At 70.6% G+C, this 21,545-nt stretch carries 20 protein-coding genes and 2 pseudogenes; 10 read left to right on the forward strand and 12 right to left on the reverse strand.

Annotated features, from left to right (window positions below; translation table 11 throughout):
• Positions 1–255, forward strand: a complete 255-nt coding sequence (locus H3H54_RS01910) for a hypothetical protein (RefSeq protein WP_262425292.1) — start codon at positions 1–3, stop codon at positions 253–255.
• Positions 256–457: 202 nt separating this feature from the next.
• Here the strand turns inward: H3H54_RS01910 and H3H54_RS01915 are convergent, their stop codons facing one another.
• Both H3H54_RS01915 and H3H54_RS01920 read right to left on the reverse strand, forming a co-directional pair.
• A complete protein-coding gene (locus H3H54_RS01915) occupies positions 458–1,555 on the reverse strand; it encodes a hypothetical protein (protein WP_262425293.1) in 1,098 nt (365 codons plus the stop codon).
• Positions 1,556–1,602: 47 nt separating this feature from the next.
• Positions 1,603–2,643 (reverse strand): MauE/DoxX family redox-associated membrane protein, encoded by a 1,041-nt coding sequence (locus H3H54_RS01920; protein ID WP_262425294.1) that lies wholly within the window; start codon positions 2,641–2,643, stop codon positions 1,603–1,605.
• A gap of 138 nt (positions 2,644–2,781) precedes the next feature.
• On the opposite strand from H3H54_RS01920, the pseudogene H3H54_RS01925 reads away from it, so the two are divergent.
• The 4 genes and pseudogenes from H3H54_RS01925 to H3H54_RS01940 all read left to right on the forward strand — a co-directional run bounded on the left by H3H54_RS01925 (position 2,782) and on the right by H3H54_RS01940 (position 8,973).
• Positions 2,782–4,214 (forward strand): annotated as a pseudogene (locus H3H54_RS01925) (aldehyde dehydrogenase family protein).
• Between the two features lie 200 nt (positions 4,215–4,414).
• Positions 4,415–5,866: a M48 family metallopeptidase gene (locus H3H54_RS01930; protein WP_262425295.1), complete on the forward strand. Its 1,452-nt coding sequence runs from the start codon at positions 4,415–4,417 to the stop codon at positions 5,864–5,866.
• Positions 5,863–7,293, forward strand: coding sequence for an MFS transporter (locus tag H3H54_RS01935; protein WP_262425296.1), 1,431 nt, complete (start codon positions 5,863–5,865; stop codon positions 7,291–7,293). The genes H3H54_RS01930 and H3H54_RS01935 overlap by 4 nt, the downstream gene beginning before the upstream one ends.
• 600 nt (positions 7,294–7,893) lie before the next feature.
• Entirely contained in the window at positions 7,894–8,973 is a 1,080-nt protein-coding gene (locus tag H3H54_RS01940; RefSeq protein WP_262425297.1) for a hypothetical protein, read from the forward strand.
• A 24-nt stretch (positions 8,974–8,997) separates the two neighbouring features.
• On the opposite strand, the gene H3H54_RS01945 is transcribed toward H3H54_RS01940, so the two are convergent.
• Genes H3H54_RS01945 through H3H54_RS01955 form a run of 3 tightly spaced genes read right to left on the reverse strand, consistent with a single transcriptional unit; the run spans position 8,998 to position 10,309 of the window.
• Positions 8,998–9,387, reverse strand: coding sequence for a hypothetical protein (locus H3H54_RS01945; RefSeq protein WP_262425298.1), 390 nt, complete (start codon positions 9,385–9,387; stop codon positions 8,998–9,000).
• On the reverse strand, positions 9,363–9,860 hold the full coding sequence (locus H3H54_RS01950; protein WP_262425299.1) for a hypothetical protein: 498 nt from the start codon (positions 9,858–9,860) through the stop codon (positions 9,363–9,365). The genes H3H54_RS01945 and H3H54_RS01950 overlap by 25 nt, the downstream gene beginning before the upstream one ends.
• Positions 9,857–10,309: a hypothetical protein gene (locus tag H3H54_RS01955; protein WP_262425300.1), complete on the reverse strand. Its 453-nt coding sequence runs from the start codon at positions 10,307–10,309 to the stop codon at positions 9,857–9,859. The genes H3H54_RS01950 and H3H54_RS01955 overlap by 4 nt, the downstream gene beginning before the upstream one ends.
• A 552-nt stretch (positions 10,310–10,861) precedes the next feature.
• Here H3H54_RS01955 and H3H54_RS18575 point away from each other — a divergent pair.
• Positions 10,862–11,097: pseudogene (locus H3H54_RS18575) on the forward strand (transglycosylase family protein); the annotation flags it as partial.
• 174 nt (positions 11,098–11,271) lie between these two features.
• Entirely contained in the window at positions 11,272–11,835 is a 564-nt protein-coding gene (locus H3H54_RS01965; protein WP_262426554.1) for a peptidoglycan-binding protein, read from the forward strand.
• 31 nt (positions 11,836–11,866) lie between these two features.
• Here H3H54_RS01965 and H3H54_RS01970 read toward each other — a convergent pair whose 3' ends face one another.
• The gene (locus tag H3H54_RS01970; RefSeq protein ID WP_262425301.1) at positions 11,867–12,406 is read right to left on the reverse strand and encodes a TetR/AcrR family transcriptional regulator; all 540 of its coding nucleotides are present in this window, start codon (positions 12,404–12,406) and stop codon (positions 11,867–11,869) included.
• Between the two features lie 190 nt (positions 12,407–12,596).
• Here H3H54_RS01970 and H3H54_RS01975 point away from each other — a divergent pair, with 190 nt between their 5' ends.
• Positions 12,597–14,042: an MFS transporter gene (locus tag H3H54_RS01975; RefSeq protein WP_262426373.1), complete on the forward strand. Its 1,446-nt coding sequence runs from the start codon at positions 12,597–12,599 to the stop codon at positions 14,040–14,042.
• A gap of 48 nt (positions 14,043–14,090) precedes the next feature.
• Here the strand turns inward: H3H54_RS01975 and H3H54_RS01980 are convergent, their stop codons facing one another.
• Positions 14,091–15,224 (reverse strand): acyltransferase, encoded by a 1,134-nt coding sequence (locus H3H54_RS01980; RefSeq protein WP_262425302.1) that lies wholly within the window; start codon positions 15,222–15,224, stop codon positions 14,091–14,093.
• Between the two features lie 360 nt (positions 15,225–15,584).
• Here H3H54_RS01980 and H3H54_RS01985 point away from each other — a divergent pair, with 360 nt between their 5' ends.
• Positions 15,585–15,920 carry a hypothetical protein gene (locus H3H54_RS01985; protein WP_262425303.1) on the forward strand — a complete coding sequence of 112 codons (336 nt, stop codon included), beginning with the start codon at positions 15,585–15,587 and terminating at the stop codon, positions 15,918–15,920.
• A complete protein-coding gene (locus H3H54_RS01990) occupies positions 15,821–16,969 on the forward strand; it encodes a sugar transferase (protein WP_262425304.1) in 1,149 nt (382 codons plus the stop codon). Before H3H54_RS01985 ends, H3H54_RS01990 begins: the two co-directional genes overlap by 100 nt.
• A 95-nt stretch (positions 16,970–17,064) precedes the next feature.
• Here H3H54_RS01990 and H3H54_RS01995 read toward each other — a convergent pair whose 3' ends face one another.
• From H3H54_RS01995 to H3H54_RS02015, 5 genes are all read right to left on the reverse strand, one after another.
• Entirely contained in the window at positions 17,065–17,304 is a 240-nt protein-coding gene (locus tag H3H54_RS01995; protein ID WP_262425305.1) for a hypothetical protein, read from the reverse strand.
• A gap of 322 nt (positions 17,305–17,626) precedes the next feature.
• A complete protein-coding gene (locus tag H3H54_RS02000; RefSeq protein WP_262425306.1) occupies positions 17,627–17,794 on the reverse strand; it encodes a hypothetical protein in 168 nt (55 codons plus the stop codon).
• Positions 17,795–17,811: 17 nt separating this feature from the next.
• A complete protein-coding gene (locus tag H3H54_RS02005) occupies positions 17,812–18,918 on the reverse strand; it encodes a YveK family protein (RefSeq protein ID WP_262425307.1) in 1,107 nt (368 codons plus the stop codon).
• 73 nt (positions 18,919–18,991) lie between these two features.
• The gene (locus H3H54_RS02010) at positions 18,992–20,503 is read right to left on the reverse strand and encodes an oligosaccharide flippase family protein (RefSeq protein ID WP_262425308.1); all 1,512 of its coding nucleotides are present in this window, start codon (positions 20,501–20,503) and stop codon (positions 18,992–18,994) included.
• Positions 20,496–21,275 carry an O-antigen ligase gene (locus tag H3H54_RS02015; protein ID WP_262425309.1) on the reverse strand — a complete coding sequence of 260 codons (780 nt, stop codon included), beginning with the start codon at positions 21,273–21,275 and terminating at the stop codon, positions 20,496–20,498. Before H3H54_RS02015 ends, H3H54_RS02010 begins: the two co-directional genes overlap by 8 nt.
• Positions 21,276–21,545 lie beyond the last annotated feature (270 nt).

Genomic DNA, 21,545 nt, shown 5'->3' on the forward strand with positions numbered 1-21,545 from the left:
GTGCAGACCGTGCTCACTCCGGTGAGCGACCTCCTCGCATCTCTCCTGGACCTTCTTTCCGGGGTGCTGGCCATCACTGTGAATGCACAGAACTCGTCGGGTGGCACCGTCCCGTCCGCCTATGCCAGCACGAACTTCGAGTCGGGCCGCTATGACGTCGCGGCGCTCCACCTTGAGATTCTCGGACTGGCAGACTTGCTGAACCTCTCCCTCGGGCGAGGGTCGGTCGGGGAGAACCGCGCCCGCAGAGGCTGAGTCGAGGGCCGCGAGCAGGATGCCGTCCGGAAGCTCGCCCCTCGCTGATCAGCACTGGACTGTGAAGGAGCCCGTCGTGCCATGGCGCGACGGGCTCCTTCCTCTCCACACTCCACTGCCGGGCGGCAGCTCCCCGTAGGTCTGCGCCTCTGCCAGTTGCTCCCGGATCTCCTGCACGAACTCGGTCACGGCACGCTCGCCGTCACCGTGTGCGCGAGCCCTCACTCATTGTCGGTGCCTCTATCGCGGCGTCCCGCCGAGGCCGGGGCACAAGCAGGTCTTCGGCTCCGCGAGACAGCCCCTCGAGCGGGCCGCGCACCCAACTCTTGGCCGCCGTAACCCGATGCGTGAGCGGTGTGAGCACCGTCTGCCACGCCATCGCGAAGCCCACGCCAAGCACGACGAGCAATGCGAGCATCCACCAGTGGTCGTCACGGATCAGCGGATTGTTCACCTGGTAGACGTGGAGCACGAGGATCTGCAGGGCGTACAGCGTGAGGGCCGCCTGACCCGGTGCGGCGAGCAGCTGCGCGACGCGTGACGGCAGCGCGCGTCCGAGGGGGCTCGCCTGCAGCGTCCACATCGTCAGCAGTATGCCGAGCGCCCCAGTCGCCACGCCGATCTGCTCCGATGGAGTGCCGTCGTACGCGTGCACTTCGTACAGGCCCAGCAGGTTCGGGACGACCAACAGCGCCAGCATCACCGCGAAGGCGGCGGCGCTCGCGAGGGCTCCGCGCCACCACTCCGCCGCCGACATGTTCCGCAGAACCCGGATCGTGAGCATCCCGAGGATCGCGCACAGCAGGAAGCCCGTCATCCGGTAGCCGCCGGTGCCGCCGATCAGGCCCAGCGCCGTCACGAACACGTTCGGCTCCGAGGCGGTTGTCGCCGCTCCGTGACCGACGATGAGACCGCGATAGAGACTCGGCACCGCAACAGCCAGGACGAGGGCGAGGATGGCGGCGCCAACCAGCACGTTCGTGCGTAGCCGCACCAGCGGAAGGCACAGCAACATCAGCACTCCGAGATGCACGAGCACAATCAGAACGCTCGCCGCAGACCGCATGAGCAGCAATCCGAGCGCGATGACCAGCACCGCCCGCACCGCCTCCCGCAGCACGTACCGCCACCCGTGCTCCCCTGAGGTGGACCAGCTCAGTTGAGCGCCCACTCCGATCAGCAGTGCGAACAGGGGAGCGGTGAGGAACTCGCTGACCAGCAGGACGCGCGCAGGACCGTCGCCGGGTGCGACATGCGCGATGACCATCAAGACATAGGCAGCGCCGCGCGCCCAGTCCACGAAGAGCAGGCGAGAACCGCCGGACCGCTCCGCGGGAGTCCCGCCACTCACTCGGTCGCGTCCTGCTCGCCGCTGACGCCCGCCTCCGCCAGCTGCTCCCTGATCTCCTGCACGAACTCGATCACGGCGCTGCCGCCGTTGACGGGGCCGCCGGCGAGCTGACCGTCGGCCCCCAGCAGCACCGCGCTCGGCGCACTCGTGCCGCCGAGCGTGGTCCGGGCGGTGAACTGCAGGTCGTGCAGGGCGTGGCCCTCGACGCGGTCCGTCGTCCGTTCGCGCAGCTGGTCTAGGGGGCGGGGGAACACGAACCGCACCTGCAGCGTATGCTCCAGCTCGCCGATCCACTCCTCGGCGTGGTCCAACACCCGCTCGCACGGACCGCAGCCCTCGGTGACGAACACCAGCAGTGCCGCGCGCTGCGCGGTGAGCTGAGTGAGGGTGATCAGGCGGCCGTCCGGCTGCTGCAGGACCGCCGCCGGGATCGGGGAGCGCTCGTAGTCCAGCAGCTCGTCCTCGTCCACGTCGGCCGCGGCAGTGGAGGCAGCGGTCGCGGCGTCGGCATCGGCCTCGGCGACGCTGCCGCCGATCGTGGCGGCGGTAAGCGCGATCGCGGTCAGCAGTGCGAGCCCGAGCCCGATCAGCCCCAACGGCGCCTGCACCAAGAAGGTGGTCATCGCGCCGCTCGCGGCCGCGACCACGGTCAGCAGGCCCAGCACGTTGAGGATCACGTTCCGCACCAGCGTGGTGCGGGAGACGGTGGGGGAGGCGAGGGTGCCGAAGAAGCAGGAGCAGTGCACCTGCTCCTCGAACGTCAGCGCCCGCGCGATGATCACCAGATAGGTGAACATCAGAGCTGTCACCAGACCTGCCAGCAGCACCTGCAGGGGAGGCACAGGAATCCACAGCGCGAGCGCCAGGAAGATCTCCATCACCGGTAGCACCGAGGCGACCGAGGCGTGCGTCGTCGGCAGCGGAAGGCGCAGCGAGCGCATCGCGTCCTGCGTCCCCTCGCGAGCACCGAGCTTCGCGAGCCCGGAGATCAGCAGGGTGATCGACAGCAGGATCGGTGCCGACAGCAGCACAGCCATTCGGGGAGCCTCCTCGCGTCGGCCCGGCCTTCGGGACGGCGTCAGCCTCCATTGTCGGGCATCGACGCCCGTCGGAGCGGGGGCAGACCAGTCGTTCGCCCACGGCGCACCGCGACCCGTCGGCCCTACCCTGGAGCCATGTCCACCGACGCGCACCAGGCCGCTCCGTCCGCCCTCGACGCCGTCCGGCGAGGCGAGATCCTCGCCGACGTCGCCGCGCTGCGGGACTCCTTCGACGCGGGCACCACCCGGCCGCTCGAGGCGCGGATCGCCCAGCTCGATGCCCTCGCCCGCGGCCTCCGTACCGAGCGTCCCCGGCTGCTGAAGGCCCTGGAGCTCGACCTCGGCAAGTCCCGCACCGAATCGCTGATCACTGAGCTGGGCGTCGTCACCCAGGAGATCGCGCACCTGCGGAAGAACCTCCGCGCCTGGCTGCGACCGGAGCGCTTCGGCCCAGGGCTGCTGCTCGCGCCCTCCAGCGGGCAGATCCGCCGCGAGCCTCTCGGGACCACGCTGATCATCTCCCCGTGGAACTACCCCGTGAACCTCGCGCTCGCTCCGCTGATCGGCGCGATCGCCGGCGGGAACACCGCACTGCTGAAGCCCAGCGAGGTCGCCCCCGCCACCTCCGCCGCCCTCGCGCACCTGGTGCGCACCCACCTCGACCCGGCCTGGGTGAGAGCCGTCGAAGGCGCGGTCGAGGAGACCACGCTCCTGCTCGAACAGCGCTTCGACCTGATCTTCTACACCGGCAACGGGACCGTCGGACGGATCGTCGCACGCGCCGCCGCCGAGCACCTCACCCCCACCGTGCTCGAGCTCGGCGGGAAGTCTCCGGTCTTCGTCGACGCGGGCATCGACCTCGCCACCACCGCCCGCCGCATCGTGTGGGGAAGTTCGCCAATGCCGGGCAGACCTGCGTCGCCCCCGACTACCTCATGGCCGAACGCTCCACCCTCGACGCCCTCGTGCCCCATCTGAAGGACGCCGTCACCTCGATGTACGGGCGCACTCCCCAGCGCAGCCGCGACTACGGCCGGATGGTGAACCAGAAGCACTTCGACCGCGTGCTGGCCCTGATCGACGACGACAAAGCCGTCATCGGCGGCACCTCCGCAGCCGATCGGGCCAATCGCTACCTCCCGCCGACGATCCTCGACGGCGTGGACTGGGACGATCCGGTGATGGGGGAGGAGATCTTCGGCCCCGTGCTCCCGCTGCTCGCCGTGGACGGGCCCGACGAGGCGATCACCCGCATCAATGGGGGCGAGAAGCCGTTGACCGCCTACGTGTTCAGTCCCCGCCCCGAGATCGAGGAGCGGTTCACGGCCGAGACCTCCTCGGGCTCCCTCGCTCTCGGCCACACGCTCGCCCACCTCGGCTCCCAGACCATGCCCTTCGGCGGCGTGGGGGAGTCCGGCATGGGGAAATACCACGGCCGCGCGAGCCTCGAGGTGTTCACCCATGCCAAGCCCGTCGTGAAGAAGCCGCTGCGCCCCGACACGCTGCGACTGGTCACCCCGCCGTACCGCGGGGCGAAGCGGGCGCTGCTCGGGCGGCTGTTCCGCTGAGCCGCCGCGCTGCGGACGCCGGCGCCTCGGCTCGTTCGACCGCCGTCGGCCGTGCGGATGACCTCACCGCGACGAATGTTGATGGTGACCCCTCCTCGCGGCCATGTTCGGGCCTGACCAGGGCTCTCAGTGATGCGCAGCGGGGCTAGCGGGTCTAACGTCGTTCCCATTGCCCGCACGGGCCTGCCGTTCCGACCCCTATGAGCCGATGCGCTCGAGGAGCTCCTCATGACCTTCCGCCCACCGCTTCGCCGGCGGCCCCCGCGCCGCCGCAGAAGCCGTCCCTGTTCAACGGCGCCACCACGCACGGCGTCCGCGGCCAGCGCCGGATCCGCCACCCCTGGGAACTGCCGCTGCTGTGGGTGGGCGTGGCCGCGACCGTGCTCGGCTACCTCTCCTGGGGCGGTGCGATCGGCGGCACGATCTGGCTGTTCGCCACAGAGGGCGAGGACGCGGTCTCCAAGGCGTGGGAGTACGCCTCGATGCTCCCGCTGGTGATTCAGCTGGTGTTCCTGCTGCCGCTGCTGCCGTTTCTGATCTGGTGGGTGCGCGCGATCATGTACGCCCAGCTGCGCGCGACCTCCGTGCGGATGAGCCCCACCCAGTTCCCCGAGGGCTACCGGATGGTGGCCGAGGCCGCCGCCCAGTTCGGGATGCGCAACGTCCCGGACGCCTACGTGACCATGGGCAACGGCGTGATCAACGCCTTCGCCTCCGGCCACGGGTTCCGCCGCTTCGTGGTGGTGCACTCGGACCTGTTCGAGGTCGGCGGTCAGGGCCGTGACCGCGACGCGCTGAAGTTCGTGATCGGCCATGAGGTGGGCCACCTCGCCGCCGGCCACGTCTCCTACTTCCGCCTGCTGTTCACCAACCTGCTCTCCCTGGTCCCGCTCCTGGGCCCGGCCCTGTCCCGCTCCCAGGAGTACACCGCCGACAACTTCGGCTACAGCTTCGCGCCCGAGGGCTCCGCCGGTGTGATGGGGCTGCTCTCGGGCGGGAAGTACCTGGGCACCGAGGTTAACGTCCACGAGCTCGCCGACCGTGCCGCGACCGACCCGAGCTTCTTCGTGCACTGGGTCAACTGGGGCTCCTCCCACCCGATCACCACCTGGCGCGCCCACGTCCTGCGCGACCGCTCCGAGCCCGGCGCGCTGTGGATCCGACCCAAGGGGCACCTCTTCAACTCGCCGCTGCCGGCCGGTCACCGCTGGTCCTCCCTGTACCCGAGCCCCGGCGAGGCGATCACGCTGCTGGACCAGGCCAGCCAGATCCGTCCCGACGGCTACGGCGAGCAGTTCGGCCGCTTCACCGGCGTGCCGACCCCCACCGCCCGACGGCGCGGGCCGTGCAGACCGCCGCGCCGCTGCTCAGCGGACGCTCCGGCTACGTCATCCCGCCCGGCCCGTACAACGACGACGCCCGCGACCCGCGTGCCGGAGCGCAAACGAACTCCTTTGCGCCGCCGGCTCCGAACGCGCAGCAGGGACCGCAGGGTCCCGGCAGCTTCGGACCGGGTCAGGGCCCCTCGCAGTCGTCCTGATCTCGAGCGGCCGGGCGTCACCGCCTCGACGGGTGGCGCCCGGCCGCTGCGGTGTCCCTCCGGTCACCACACCCTCCACAAAGTGCACTCACTGCATAAGGTGGCCGGGTGATCCCCCACTACAACGCACCGGCCCCCGCTGTGCGTCGCAAGCCCCTGCTCGCCGTCCTCCTCGCCCCGCTGTTCATGGCCCTGATCGCCGTGAGCGTCATCAACGTCGCCCTCACCGCGATCGGGGAGAGCCTCGAGGCGGATTCCGGCGGGCTGCAGTGGGTGATCTCCGGCTACGCGCTCGCCTTCGGCATGCTGCTGGTCCCCGCCGGCAGGGCGGGAGATGCCACCGGGCGCCGCCGCATGTTCGTGATCGGTGTCGGTGTGTTCACCCTCGGTTCGCTGCTGTCCGGCTTCGCAGGCAGCGTCGAGACCCTGAACATCGCCCGCATCCTGCAGGGCCTCGGTTCGGGCCTGCTGAACCCGCAGACGGTCGCCCTGATCCAGCAGCACTTCCGCGGCCAGGACCGCGCCCGCGCCTTCGCGCTGCTGGCCACCACGGTCGCGGTCGCGACCGCCGTCGGCCCCGTGATCGGCGGGCTGCTGATCCAGATCCTCGGCCCCGACCAGGGCTGGCGATGGATGTTCCTGATGAACGTCCCGATCGGCGTGATCGCCATCCTCGGCGCGTTCAAGTTCATCCCTGACGACAAGGCGCGCGGCAAGGCCAGACCGGACCTCGATCCGATCGGCAGCCTCCTGCTGTGCATCGCGATCCTGGGCGTGATGCTGCCCTTCCTCGAGCGCGGCACCAGCGCCCTGGTGTGGCTGTGCTTCCCCGCCGGCATCGCCGTGCTGGGCCTGTGGTGGTGGTGGGAGCAGCGCTACAAGCGCGCCGGCCGCCCGCCGATGGTGGACACCGCGATCTTCTCCAACAAGGCGTTCCGCAACGGCATTCTCATCGTCTCGGTGTACTTCCTCGGCGCCACCAGCGTGTGGATCATCGTGCCGCTCTACCTGCAGATGCACCTCGGCCACACCGCCTTCGAAGCCTCCCTGATGGGCCTGCCTTCCTCGATCGCGGCCGCCTTCTCCTCGCAGATCGCCGGCCGCTACGTGCTCACCCTCGGCCGACGCATGGTGATCGTGGGCTTCGGGATCGCCTTCCTGGGCCTGCTGGGCACCGGGATCCTCGCCGGGTTCGTCGAGAACGGCATGATCGCGTTCTGGTGGCTGGCCGCGCCGCTGATGCTGATGGGCCTCAGCCAGGGAATGACCATCTCCCCGAACCAGACCCTCACCCTGAATTCCGTGGATCCCCGCTTCGGCGGCGTGGCCGGCGGGATCCTGCAGCTGGGCCAGCGCACCGGCGCCGCGATCGGCACTGCGATGATCCCCGGCATCATCTTCTCCCTCACCGAGGGCGGTCATGCCTGGTTCGAGGCGTTCATCATCGCGATCGCTATCATCATGGCCCTGACCCTGGCGGCGATGGGCGTGAGCTTCGCGGACCGCGCCCGGGAGAAGCTCGGCAAGGGCGCTCTGTAGACCACGCCCTCGAGAGGGCAACAGATGGGGCCGCGACGACGCGACCGCACGCAGGGACAGAGCCTCCAGCTCGGCTGGAGAATGCCTGCTGGTCCCTCGGGCTCCGCGGTCACGGACTTCCTGCAAGCCGTCGTTCGACGTTTCCCGCACCGCCTAGCAGGTGACGATCAACGGGGTCACGATCCCTTTCGAGGACCTGGCGCTCTCCCGGGCTCCCTACCTGCCGCAGATCGTCTTGCAGCTGTTGGCCGGCAGCTACGAACTCAGCATCCTCATGGCCAGTCACTGGGCGGAGGTTCCCTCGCGCTCTCGAGGAGCCGCTGACGTTCGGGCTCCTGCGTGTGACCGTGGGATGCGTGCACGCGGAAGGGAGCCGGCACCTCTCTTGAATGCACCACGCGAGTACTCTGTGGCGACGCAGACCGGAACCGGCCGAAGGGGGCCAAGTGGCGCGCGCACAGCGGCCCGCAGGGGCAGGGCGCACGATCGCAGTGGGGTGGTCGACGCCCGAGGCCGACCAGCCCGCGCATCCGGCAGCGCCCCGACACGATCCGCCGAGCAGCGCAGGCTCCTCGACGAACGCTCCGGCGCCCGAGCCCCGTGGCCCGCGCCGCCCTCTCCTCGTCGGCGGTGCGATCCTCCTGGTCCTCGCGCTCGTCCTCGCACTCCCGCTGCTGCTTCTCGGCGGCGGCTCCCGGAGCGGACCGCCACCCAGTTCCTGCAGGCCGTGCTCGACGGGGACGCGGAGATCGTGCGCGAGCACCTCGCCCGAGCGACGGGGTCCTGGACATCGCCCTGACCGACGAGGTGCTCACCGCGGCGCCCGAACGGATCGAGAGCTTCTCGATTGACCAGGTGAACATCGAGGGTGACAGCGCCGAGGTGATCGCGTCTCTCATGCGGGACGACTACGCCCTTGAGACCACCCTCCACCTCGAACGGCATCGCGAAGGCCTGCTGCGCCGCGAGACCTGGGAGCTGCAGCCGGTGACCCTGCCGGTGCTGAACCTGGAGATCCCCGTGGGCAGCGAGCAGCTGATGATCAACGGGCAGATGGTGGAGATCCCCGCGGAGCACCGCTCCGACGAAGCCTTCGGGCTGAGCTCGCTCATGCTGCATGCGCTGCCCGGGACGATCGAGATCCGGGCGCAGGAGATCGGTGACCACCTCATCCCGTCCCCCGAGCTGGTGAACGCCCCGCCCGTGCTCGGCAGCTGGGCCAGCCCTCCCACGCAGATCGGCTACGAGCTCACCGGGGCCGGGACGGACCAGCTGCTCAGCGCGCTGGACGCGTCCTTCGAGGAGTGCCTGCGCAGCTCCTCCCCGCGCCCTGCCGGTTGCCCCTTCGCCGCCCCGCAGGAGGCCACGGGCTCGGGCACCTGGGAACTGGACGACGCTCTCGAGGTCCTCGACACGTGGGGCGAGGGGTCGATCTACTCGGTGCGGATGATCGGTACGGTCACCTTCACCCTCGATGCAGCGGACGGCATCGAACCACAGGTGCACGAGGTCGAGATCGATTCCTCGGCGTTCGCGATGCTCGACCGCGATGGCAATCTCACCCCGCAGTGGCACTCCCACGACCTGGACACCGTCACCCTGGACTGTGCCGAGGGCGAATCGGCCGTCACCGGATGGTCCGGCGGGGAGTCCGAGGTGACCTGCGAGGCCGCCGGCTGAGGCGGTGACACGAGGACGGCCAGCTCACGCTCGCGCTTGACGGCTCCTGAACCCGGCCACCCAACGCGGCGCCCGCAGCCGCTCGAGCGGCAGGAACGCCGCCCAGCAGATCACGGTGGGCAGGAAATGGATCCCCAGCAGCACCAGGGTCGACAGATGGAAGCCCAGATAGAGCACGACGACGACGTGCAGGGCCTTCCCGCGCAGGAACAGCACCACGGGGGAGAGGGCCTCGAGGGCGAGACCCGCCCACTGCGCCGGGACGAACACCCACGGCGTGTGCTCCACCAGCAGATGCGCCAGGGGGCTGCCGCGACGGATCGAGGCCCAGGTGAGGATCGCGCTGTTGCCCCAGTTCGCGAGCGAGCCCGAGTACAGGATCTTCGGGATCACGGAGAAGAAGTAGGTGCACACCACTGCGATCTGGATCGCGCGCAGCGCCCAGCCCGCGGCCTCGCTGTGCGCGGGTGCACCGAGCCCGCCCTCGAGCTGCGAGTGGGGGCGCCGGCGACCGTGGGCAGCACGGCGGTCGCCACCATCAGGGCCAGGTGGTCGTGGGCGATGTAGCCGTAGGAGTTGCTGTAGAGCATCCACAGCCAGAACGCGATCGCGACCACCGCGCCCGAGATCCTCGGTTGCCATCCCACGATCCCTGCCGCGCAGCCGGCCAGGATCGCCGCCAGCAGCGTCCACGCCACCGGAGCGGTCACCGGCGGCAGATGCAGCAGCCGCGCCAGCGCCAGCGGCGTGTAGAAACCGGAGTTCCCAGCATGGGAGAGGACGTCGCGCGAGAAGGTCAGCACATCCAGCACCACGAAGGCGTAGATGATCACCCGCAGCACCCGGATCCGGGCGAGCGGCAGGGCCGGGAACAGGAAGCCCCTCATGGCGCCTCCCACCGCACGACCTCCACGAACTCGTCCTCACCATGCGCGGTGCCGTCCTGCAGCGAGGTGATCCGCTGGCACAGCACCAGCGCGTCCAGCGGTGCCTCGCCCCGATGACGGCGCTCGTACTCGGCGGCCAGCGGGGCCAGCAGCTGCGGATCCGCTTCGATCTGGCGGAGGTTGTTCTCCACGTCGGCCCGCTCGATGCCGACGCTGCGCTGGCCGAAGCGGATGTCGAAGGGCTCCTCGCCCTCGCGCACGCCCTGCAGGCAGGTGTTGACCACTTCCCCGTTCGGGTCGGTGCCGTAGGAGAACTGGTCCAGCACCCCGAAGGGGAACAGATCGTTCGAACGGGTCAGACCGCCCAGCGTCAGCACTCCCACACAGGCGAGGACCGCCAGCGCCCGCCAGGCCAGGGAGGCCAGGGGGAGCGAGGTCGTCGAGGGCACCTGCTGAGGGTATCGGGATCCGGGGCACGGCCAGTGCAGCACCGGTCAGCGCAGCAGCGTGGCCAGCTCGTGCAGCATCGTCGGCTGCCACCAGGCCCCGTCGTGCCCGTCGCTGTGCACCTCGAGCGAGATCTCCAGCCCCTCGCTCTCCTCGGCCGTGAGCGCCTCGCACAGCTTCTGGCCATCGCCGGCGGGGAGTCCGCCCTCATCGGCGGGGAGGGCACCGGCAGCTCCTGGAGCAGGGGAACGAGGGAAGCGCGCACCGCGACGCTACGCGAACGGCCTGGTGACGGGCAGGAATGACAGCGGCGTTTGTACTCCGTAAATCCCTCGCTGTCATTCGAATCCTCGACGTTTTTGGTAAAGCTTTCACCAAGTTGCGGCGCTGACTTGGCATTCGGCGGCTGTATGCGGCCGAGCGCGGGGCACCGTGAAGACATCGTCCCTGCTCACTTCCCCCAGGAGCCTCTGATGCTTGCGCCGCGCCGTGTCCCCACCCATCGTGCCGATGGCTCCGCCGCCTACTTCCGCAACGTGCGCGTGGCGCCGAAGATGATCGCCGCCACCGGAGGTGCCGTGATCGCCGCCGGAGCAAGCCTGGCCGGAGGCGGCATCGCCACGGCGGACACCGCCGTGTGGGACCGGGTCGCGCAGTGCGAGTCCACCGGCGACTGGTCGATCAACACCGGCAACGGCTACTACGGCGGCCTCCAGTTCTCCCCTCGACCTGGAAGGCCTTCGGCGGCCACGAGTACGCGAGCAATGCCCACCAGGCCACCAAGTCTGAGCAGATCGCCGTCGCCCAGCGCACCCTCCACCAGCAGGGCCCCGGCGCCTGGCCCACCTGCGGCAAGCGCGCGGGACTGACCAAGGCCAGCGGCGACGCCGACCCCAGCGCGCAGCCCGGTGGCCGGGGTGGCTCCTCCTCCCGCGACCAGGACCGCACCAGCCCCGGCGCCCTCGTGGTTGACGGGAAGTTCGGCCCCGCCACCACCCGCGCCCTCGAGCAGTGGGTCGGTGTCAGCGCCAACGGCTCGCTGTCCACCGCAGATATCAAAGCCCTGCAGTCGAAGGTCGGCGCCGCCCCGGACGGGAAGATCGGCGCCGAGACCACCCGCAAGCTGCGTGCTGCCATCGGCCTGGGCAGCAACGGCGCCTGGGACTTCCGCAGCAACTACGCGACGGTCAAAGCCCTGCAGACGCACCTGAACAGCGGCGCCCCCGCCAAGAGCGCCCCGGCGCCGGCCGCGCCCCGCACCGGCACCCTCGTGGTGGACGGGAAGTTCGGCCCCGCGACCACCCGCGCGCTCGAGCAGTGGGTCGGTGTCAGCGCCGACGGTTCGCTGTCCACCGCAGATATCAAAGCCCTGCAGCGCAAGGTCGGCGCCGTCCCGGATGGGAAGATCGGCGCCGAGACCACGGCCAAGCTCCGTGCCGCCATCGGTCACAGCAGCAACGGCGTGTGGGACTTCCGCACCAGCTACTCCACTGTGAAGGCGCTCCAGCAGCACCTCAACGCCGGCTGAGGCCTGCGGTCGGCGCCGCTTGCCCCTGCCCTCAGCCGTCAGCGGCCGCGAGCAGCCGGTCCACGATCGGCATCAGCTCCGCGGGAGTGATCGAGAGGCCGTCCGACGGTTCGGCGGCACCGCCCAGAGCGGCATCGAAATAGAGGCCATCGCCCAGCAGCAGGATCGCGCGGGCGGTGGCCTCCTCGCCCACCTCGGCCCGGATCAGCTCGAGCCACTGCGCGCGGGTGCGCCGCATCGCCTCCTGCGCCCCTGCATGTGATTCCTGGGCGAGTTGCGCGACCGCCACGAAGACGAGGTCGAAGTCGCCGCCGGTCCACACCGAGGTGCGCACGTAATAGCGCGAGGGGCCGCCCTGCGCCTCGCGCATCGCGACGAGATCCTCCTGCGCGAGCACCTCCAGCCGGGCGATCAGCCCCTCAGCCAGGGCCTCTTTCGAGGCGAAGTGGTAGAGCAGGCCGCCCTTGGAGACCCCGGCCCTCGCCGCCACCACTGAGAGCGTCGTCGCGCGCTGGCCCTCCTCGAGGAGGGTCGCCTGATAGGCGTCGAGCAGGGCGTCCCGAGCTGACATGAGATCAACCTTACTGAGAAGAGGAAGGGCCGACGATTGAACTGTACCGTCTGGACGGTTTAGCGTAGGCGGGGCTCCGCACCCGGTGGAGCATCCGTGCCACGCCCCGGAGGTCCCCGTGCAGCCCGACATCCAGACCGAGGCGCCCGCGCGTCCTGCGCGCAACCCCTGGATCGCCCTCGCGGTGCTCATGCTCCCCGTGCTGCTGGTCTCGGTGGACAACACCGTGCTCAGCTTCGCCCTGCCCGCGATCTCCGAGGCCCTCGCCCCCACCGGGCAGCAGTTGCTGTGGATCGTGGACGTCTACCCCCTCGTCCTCGCGGGCCTGCTGGTGCCGATGGGCTCACTGAGCGACCGGCTGGGCCGCCGCCGCCTGCTGCTGGTGGGTGGCACCGGATTCACCGTCGTCTCCGCGCTCGCTGCCTTCTCGCCCGACGCCACCACGCTGATCGCTGCCCGCGCCCTGATGGGCGTGTTCGGCGCGGTGCTCATGCCCTCCACCCTCTCCCTGATCCGCAACCTCTTCGCGGATTCGACACGGCGGCGCACGGCCATCGCGATCTGGGCGGCCGGGTTCTCGGCCGGCGCGGCGCTCGGGCCCGTCGTCGGCGGCCTGCTGCTCGAGAACTTCGCCTGGGGATCGGTCTTCCTCCTGGCCGTGCCCGTGATGCTGCCGCTGCTCCTGCTGGGCCCCGCGCTCCTGCCCGAGTCGCGCGATCCGGCACCCGGGCCCGTGGACCCGCTCAGCGTGCTGCTGGTCCTGCTCGCGATGACCCCCTTCGTCTACGCGATCAAGACCGCCGCCGCGAACGGGATCAACCTGACCGTGATCCTCTGCGCCGCCGTTGCGATCGCGGCGGGCATCGCCTTCGTGCGCCGCCAGCTCGTGCGCCCCGAGCCGATGCTCGACGTCACGCTATTCGCCCGCCCAGTGTTCAGCGGCGCGGTGACCGCGAACCTGCTCAGCGTCTTCTCCCTGGTGGGCTTCCTCTACTTCGTCTCCCAGCACCTCCAGCTGGTCAGTGGCCACTCGCCCATGAACGCGGCGCTGCTGCTGGTGCCCGGGCTGGTGGTGACCATCCTCTCCGGATTGCTCGCCGTGCGCCTGGTGCGGCACGTCTCGCCCGCGACCGTGGTGAGCATCGCCCTGCTGCTGAACGCCGTGGCCTTCGCCCTGGTCGCGATCACCGGGAGATGGGGCTCCGACCTGTTGCTGATGATCGCCTTCGCGCTGCTCGGCGCCGGGGTGGGCGCGGCCGAGACGATCAGCAACGACCTCATCCTCTCCGCGGTGCCCGCGCACCGCGCCGGTGCCGCCTCGGCCATCTCCGAGACCGCGTACGAGACCGGCGCCGTGCTCGGCACCGCGGTGCTGGGAAGCCTGTTGAACCTCGCCTACCGCACCGGAGTCGAGCTCCCCGTCGAGCTCCCCGAGGCCGAGCGCGCGGCGGCCTCCGAGACCCTCGGCGGTGCGACCGCCGTCGCAGAACGTCTGCCCGAGGCGATCGCCGGGCCGATGCTGGACTCCGCCCACCAGGCCTTCGACTCCGGAGTGGTGGTCACCGGCAGCATCGGCGCGGTGCTGATGGTGATCGCGGCCCTCGTCGCTCGCCGCACCCTGCGCGACGCCCGCTGAGGCCGACGGGCGCGGCCGGCTGGGCGCCGGCCGCTCGGCATCGAGGGGTCATCCGGCGGGGGAGGGGTCCTCGCGCGTCGCTGCGGCCACCCGTTCCATGTGCCGCTTCGAGAGTCGGCGGGCCCGCTCGACCAGCGGTGCCTCGAACACCCGGAAGCTGACCGTCGCCACCCCGATCACCATCACGGTGGTGACCGCGAACAGCGCGACCCCGAACTGCTCGCCGAGGGCCAGGCGCGCGGCGTTGGCGACCAGCATGTGCATCAGATAGATGCCGTAGCTGATGATCCCCACCCATACCAGCGGCCGCCAGCTGAGCGCGGGGTGGATCCACGAATCCTCCCGCATGCACATCGCCGCGACCAGGGCGGCCATCACCACCTGCGTGATCTGCTCGGGAGAGGGGACCGCGAGCGAGACCAGCAGCGTCACCGCCAGCGCCGGCGCCGACCATCTCTGTCCCAGGGTGCCGCGGAGCATGGCGAAGCCCGCAGGCTCATGGAGAAGGATCGCGAGCACGGCCCCCAGCAGGATCGGCAGGGCGAGCGAGCCCAGGATCGTCACCGCCAGGCTGCTCGAGGAGCTCACCAGTGCGATCTGGTTGACCACGATGAGCCCGCCCAGCGCGACGAGGGTGTGCGCGGTGCGGCGGGAACGCAGCAGCAGCAGGCAGGCCAGCAGCGGCGGCCAGAACAGGTAGAACTGCTCCTCGGTGGCCAGCGACCAGGCGAAGTAGAAGATCACCGAGTCCCCGGCACCCAGATCCACGAACCAGTTCGAGGTGTAGGTGAGGAACGCCGGCAGCTTCGCCAGGAAGTACTGCCCCTCAGAAGTGTCGGCCCGAGTGGCCAGCACCAGCGCGACGTAGGTGGCGAGCACGACGTAGTAGAGCGGGAAGATCCTGCCCGCGCGGCGGATGTAGAAGCCGATCAGAGAGATCCGACCGTTCCGGTCCCGCTCCCGCAGCAGCAGCGTGGTGATCAGCACTCCGCTGAGCGCGAAGAAGAGATCCACGCCGAAGTGGCCCTGCGAGGAGATCCACGGCCCGGGCCGCCCCGAGGTGTGATGCCAGACCACCGCGATGACGCTGAGCGCCCGGAGACCGTCCAGCCCGCTGAAGTGCCGGGTGGACAGGAAGTGCGCGTGGTCGGGCGCTGGGGTGGTGCTCGCTGAGCTGGACACCCTCCCGATCGTAAACGGACATTTAGGAAAAAGCACCCTTTGGGCAGATCTTGCCCGAGGCTCCCCTTTCCGGGCACCGAGGTGTATAGTCCCGAAACAGGCAATAGGGACAGTTGGGCGAAACGGACATCGCGAAGTCAGGTCGCGAGGCGGCGACCGACCGCGCATCCGTTCCGGCTTCCCACCCCCGTCCGGCATCGAGAGGCACACGTGGCACCAGCACCGCAGGCAGTGACCGCTGCCGGAACCCCGACCCCGCTGCCCGTCGGGCACTTCCCGGCGCCGGCGGCTCCTGCCCTCGCGCGACCGCGCGCCGGGCGCCGCACAGACCGTGGGGATGACCGCCTCGTAATCGCGGCGATGATCGCCGCGGACCTCTTCGCCCTCGTGCTGGCCTGCGCGATCGCCGTGGTGATCCGGCAGAACCTCGCCGGGCTCGATCCCGCCCCCGATCTTCCCGAGTCCGTGGTGCGCAGCGCCGCTGTCATCGTCGCCGCCTGGATGCTCGCGATACTCGTCTCCGGCGGGGTGAACCCCGACTGGTCGCCGCCGGCCCCGAGATCTACCGCAATGTGCTCATCGGCAGCCTGGGCGCGGTGGGCCTCGTCGGCGCCGCTCTCTTCCTCGCCGACATCCCCCTCTCGCGACCCTTCTTCGTCGCCCTGTTCCTGGTGGGCCCCCTGCTGCTGCTGCTAGTCAGAGCCATCGCCCGGCGCGGCGTCAACCTCGCCCGCACCCGCGGGCAGCTGCGCTCCCAGGTGCTCGTCGTCGGCTCCACCGGGCACGTGCGCGGCATCGTGCGCACCCTGGCCCGCGAGACCTGGCTGGGATACGACGTGGTCGGTGCGATCGCCCCCATCAGCGACGTGCGCCGCGACGAGGGGGCCGGGGTGCCGATCCTCGGCGACGAGTCGGAGCTGCTGGACCTGGTGCGCGCCCAGCAGCCGGACATCGTGCTGTTCACCGCCGGCTCCTCCGCGAGCGCTGAGGAGTTCCGTCGGGTCGCCTGGGAGCTCGAGGGGCTGGACGTCGGCGTGATCGTCGTCCCCGGCGTCAGCGAGATCTCCGGCGACCGGATCCGGATGCGCCCCGTCGCCGGCCTGCCGCTGGTGCACATGGACCTCCCGCGCGCACGCAAGGCGCTGCGCCGCGGCAAGCGGCTGTTCGACATCGTCGCCAGCGCCGCCCTGCTGCTCCTGCTGACACCCGTGCTGGGCATCGTGGCCCTCTGCGTGCGTCTCAGCGACGGCGGCGGCGTCGTCTTCCGCCAGCAGCGTGTGGGACGCACAGGGGAGCCGTTCGAGTTCCTGAAGTTCCGCTCCATGGTGGTCGACGCCGAAGCCCGACGGGCCGAGCTCGAGCAGCTCGCCCGCGACCGTGGCAACGACGTGCTGTTCAAGATGTCCGACGACCCCCGCATCACGCGGGTGGGCAAGGTGCTGCGTCGCTACTCGCTCGACGAGCTGCCCCAGCTGTGGAACGTGCTGCGCGGCGACATGAGCCTGGTCGGGCCGCGACCCGCGCTGCCCCAGGAGGTCACCGGCTACGACGGCGACGCCCACCGGCGCCTGGCCGTGCGGCCCGGGATCACCGGGCTGTGGCAGGTCTCCGGGCGCAGCGACCTCTCCTGGGAGGACACCGTGCGACTGGACCTCTTCTACGTCGACAACTGGTCCTTCGCCCAGGACCTTCTGATCTTGGCGCGCACTGCGCGCGCCGTACTGGCCTCCCGTGGAGCGTACTGAGCGACGCACCGCGGGTTGGGGTGATGCCCCCGTGTGAGGGAAGTGCTGAGCCCTCATGCGGGGGCGTTCCGCTGTCCGGAGGCTCTTCCGGCGCTCTATCGGCGGGAGCCTCCCGACGGTGCCGAGTCCTGGCGGCGCCGGGAATCCGCCCTCCGCTCCTTGTGGGACTGCCACAGGAACTGTACCGACCAGATCAGGCCGAGGCCCACTGCGAAGATCAGCACTGTCAGGCCGATGTCCTGGCCCGAGCCGCCGAACAGCGCTTCACCCAGCCCGAACCAGAGGGCGGTGGGCAGGGCGACGATGGCCAGGACCACGAAGGTCAGGACGGCCACACGGAGACCAGGCCTGGGATTCTTGGAGGAGGATGTCATTCGGAAGCGGCGAGTAGATTTCGACGGCGTATGACGGAGATTCTCCTAGTACGAGATCGGGAGCAACAATGAATCTTTCGCTCGGCGAAAGGTAACAGCGGGTTCTGCGTGGCAGCAACCTCGGCACGTCCTGAGAATCTGGTACATCGCCTCGCCGCACGATCCCGAACAGTGCCAGTCGCGCGATCATGAGCACGGACCAGCTGCGCCTGCGCGCACGCTCCCCGCGCACGGCGAAGCGCCCACCCCTTTACAGAGGTGGGGCGCTTCGGGCCAGCTGGACTCAGCCGGCGACGAGGGCCGGATCGACCGTGCGCTGCTCCGTGCCGGTGGCGCGGTGCCGCTGCGGGGCGGGGCGCTCCTGAGCGCTCTCCTCAGCGGACGGGGGCGGGGCCGGAGCGCCGGCCAGCCCGACGACGACCTCGATCCCGCACTCCCGCAGCGCGCTCACCAGCTCCGTCAGGTCCTTCAGTGCGGTCCGGGGGTCGCGGCGATGACCGCGACGTCGGAGCGTCGGGCGGCGCTGGCCAGGCTCGTGCGGTAGCGGCCCGAGGGCACGATCACGGCGCATCCGGTCGATGCCCCGGCCGCCGTCTCTGCCGCGGCGTCCGTCCCGCCCCACGACAGCCCGGTGCCCGGATCGTCGAGGATCCGGTGCACGGCTGCGAGCAGCCTGCCCGCGGCGATCCGTGACGGCATCGGCGCGGCGGCGTGCAGCAGTACCCGCACTGGCTCGCAGGCGGGATTGACCCGGGCCCGGCGCACGGCCTCATCGGCCAGCCGCACCCAGAACTGCTCATCGCTGTGCTCGCTCGACACCACGGCCAGCGGGCCCGCGGCCAGCTCGAGACGGTCCGCGCTGCGCACCCACGGATCGAGCCGCTCCCGCAGCACGGCCGCGGCCACACCGAGCAGCAGCCCCGCCATCGCGGCCCCCGCGACGGTGATCAGCAGGCCGGGCCCCGAGGGCGCCGAAGGCGGCACCGCAGCGCCGATGATGCGGCCCGGCTCATGATCCGACGGCGCCATGCTCGTGCGCTGCTGCTGCAGGTTCTCGATCAGCGCCACGGTGGTGGGGGTGGAGGGCTCGGCCCGCAGCTCCTCTATCTGCTGATCGACCCCTTCGAGGTACCGCTCGGTGAGGTTCGCGGCGGCCTCCTGCCGCAGCTCGAGATAGGCGGCGGCGATCGCGTCGGCCCCGTCGGCCGCCTCCTGCGGCGCTTCCGCACGCACCGTCACCTGGAGGATCTGCGAACCCAGCGGGGCCGCCACCTCGACATCGCCCCGCAGGGACTCGCCGGCATCGGAGAGGCCCAGCGACTCGGCGGCGCGCCGCGCCACCTCCCGGGAGCCGAGGATCTCCTGCTCGGTGCGGATGTTGACATCCTCGCGGCTGCCGATGAGCGGATTCGAGATCACGGGAGAGACCACGAGGCTGGTCGTGGCCTCGAAGCGGTCCGGGGTGGTCTCGGCGAAGGCCGCACCGGCGAGGCCGCCGAGCAGCAGCAGTGCGAGCAGCACGGTCAGCCACCTGCGTCGAAGGGTGCTGAGGACGTAGGTGAAGGACATGGTCATCTCCTGTGGGTGAAGCGGTGCTGAGTTGTCAGGAAGGTCGTGGGGGTGCGGGTCGTGGAGCACGGGTCCGGGATCAGCTCTGGGCGCGTTCATCGAGCAGAGCCCCTCTCCTGTGGGCGGCGAGCAGCGCCAGCCCGTAGACGGCCAGTACGGCGGCGAGGGCGCACAGCTGCAGCAGCGCGCCGGAGTCGGCGGCCAGCAGGCGCACCAGCACCGACCCGCCGATCACGATCAGAGCCGGCAGCGCCGCAGTGACCAGGACAGTGCGCAGCGGGACCGCGAAGCCCAGCGAGCGATGCACCTGGGAGCCGGCCAGGAGCGTGTCGATCACGATGCTGAACGCGAAGGCGAGCGCCGCCCCATTCATGCCCCACCACGGCACCAGCACGGGCATCAGCGCCAGCAGCACCAGCAGCTGGATCGCCTTGTTCCGCAGCTGCCAGGTGCTGCGGCCCGCCATCAGCAGCACCGTCTGCAGCGCGCCGGCGGTGTTCTTCAGCGCCATGGCGGAGGCGAGCACCACCAGGGCGACCGTGCCGAGGGTGAACTCCGCACCGAACATGCCCAGCACCACATCGGCGAACAGGGCGATGGCCAGATAGAAGGGCCAGGAGCCGAGGATCAGCAGCTGGGTCGCCTGGCGGTACAGGCTCTCCGCGCGGGCCTGGTCCTCCTGTGCGATCGCGGCGCTGATCCGCGGTCCCAGCACGATCCGCAGCGCCGCCTCGAGCATGTTGCCGGCCTGCACGATCCGCGTCACCACGCCGTACACGCCGCCCGCGCCCGGGCCCATCAGTGCGATCACCAGCAGCACATCCGCCCAGTCCAGGGCCCGCTCGAGGATGATCGTTGCGCCGCGGGGGAGGGAGAAGGCCCAGAACCTGCGGGCCACCACGGTCTGCTCGCCGCGCGGCAGCGGTGCGGCCGGGCCCGCCTCGGCGCGCAGCTGCACCCTGAGGGTGAGCCCGGCGATGACCACCGCGAGGAACAGCGGTGCAGCCCATGCCCCGACCACCGACCAGGTGGTGCCCAGCAGCCCGATCACGGCGCCGACCAGGGCCAGCCGGCAGAGCGGGATGAACAGGTTCTGCACCAGCGTGTAGGTGCGGATCCGGCCGAGCCCGCGCGAGCCGGCCAGCAGGATCCCGGTCAGCGCCGCCGGCAGCAGGGCCAGGGCGAGCAGCCGAATCGTCGGCGCCGCCCCCTCGCCCGGTGCCAGCCAGGCCGCGAGCGGCCCGGCCACCACCAGCAGCGCCCCGGTCACCAGTACGCCGAGCGTGATGACGGGCAGCAGGGCGGTGCGCACCGTCGGCCGCAGATGCTCGCGCTCGCCGACGGCGCGGGCCCGTGACAGGGCGCGCACCAGGCCGGTGTCCGCGCCCAGGCCGATCACCGCGGTGGCGATCATGAACAGCGCGGTGAGCAGGAAGAACGCCCCCGTCGCATCTGCCCCCAGCCCGCGAGCGATCAGCCAGGTCACCACGAAGGCGATCCCGGCGTTGGCGACGATGCCCGCGAAGGTCAGGACGGACTCGTGCCCCATCTTCATCTCCGGAGCCCGGCGCGGGGCGCTCACCTCAACCATCGGTGCCACCACCCTCCGCGGCGGCCCGGCTGAGCACCGCGGCGCCCAGCATCATGATCAGGCACTGGGTGACGCCGAGGCCGTAGAACCAGATGGTGCAGCCCACGGTCGCGACCATCCCCTGGAGCACGTACGCGGCAGGATCATGCACCCGCCACGAGCCCTGCAGCACCCGGCCCAGGAACACGTAGAACAGCACCAGGCCGATGAACCCGTAGGAGTACAGCAGGGTCCAGGCGTAGCCCTGGGTGCCCAGGGCGATCCCGATCGAGGGGTCCATGTCCGGCATCGCCCAGCCCACCACGGGGGATTCGAGCACCTTCTCGAAGGTCGCCTGGTAGATCGAGCTGCGCCCGGAGGTGGTGTGTGAGACCTCCTGCCGTTCCGCGATCGCCTCGAACACCCCGCCCACCATCGCGCCGACGCCCGCGGCGCCGAGCAGCCCCAGCACCGCCAGGCCCACCCGGAGGCTGCCGGCCAGCACGAACCGGCCGGCGACCAGCAGCGCGAACAGCGCCAGGGCGATCAGCATCCCTCGGTTGCTGGTCTGCGCGGCCGGATACACCGAGACCACCATCCCCAGCGCCAGCAGCACCCGACCCGTCCGGCTGCGCAGACGCGTCCACACCAGCATCATCAGCGGTGTCAGCAACGCATAGGCCATGCCCCAGGAGTTCGTGTACGGGAACGGTGCGGCGGGCCGCACAAACGGCTCCTCCGCGCCCCACGGGTCCTGGACCTCCGCCAGACGCGGCATCACCAGCTCTCGCACCAGCTCGTTCCCCAGCAGCGAGCCGGGTACGAGATGAGAGATGGGCGTGGTGAGGCGGACGTCCGGGGAACTGGGTGGCGAGCACGCCGAGGACGACCACGGTGCCCCACACCACCGTCAGCCCGCGCAGCAGCTGCGTGAGCGAGAGGGATTCGCGTGCATTGACGTAGTAGAGGAACGCGATGCCCACGGTGAGCAGATCCGAGGTGCGCTGGGCGTAGCCCACCAGCTCCATCGGCCCGGAGACCGAGATCGCGCACACCACCACCC

The sequence above is a fragment of the Brachybacterium sp. Z12 genome (assembly GCF_014400405.1).
GTDB lineage: Bacteria > Actinomycetota > Actinomycetes > Actinomycetales > Dermabacteraceae > Brachybacterium.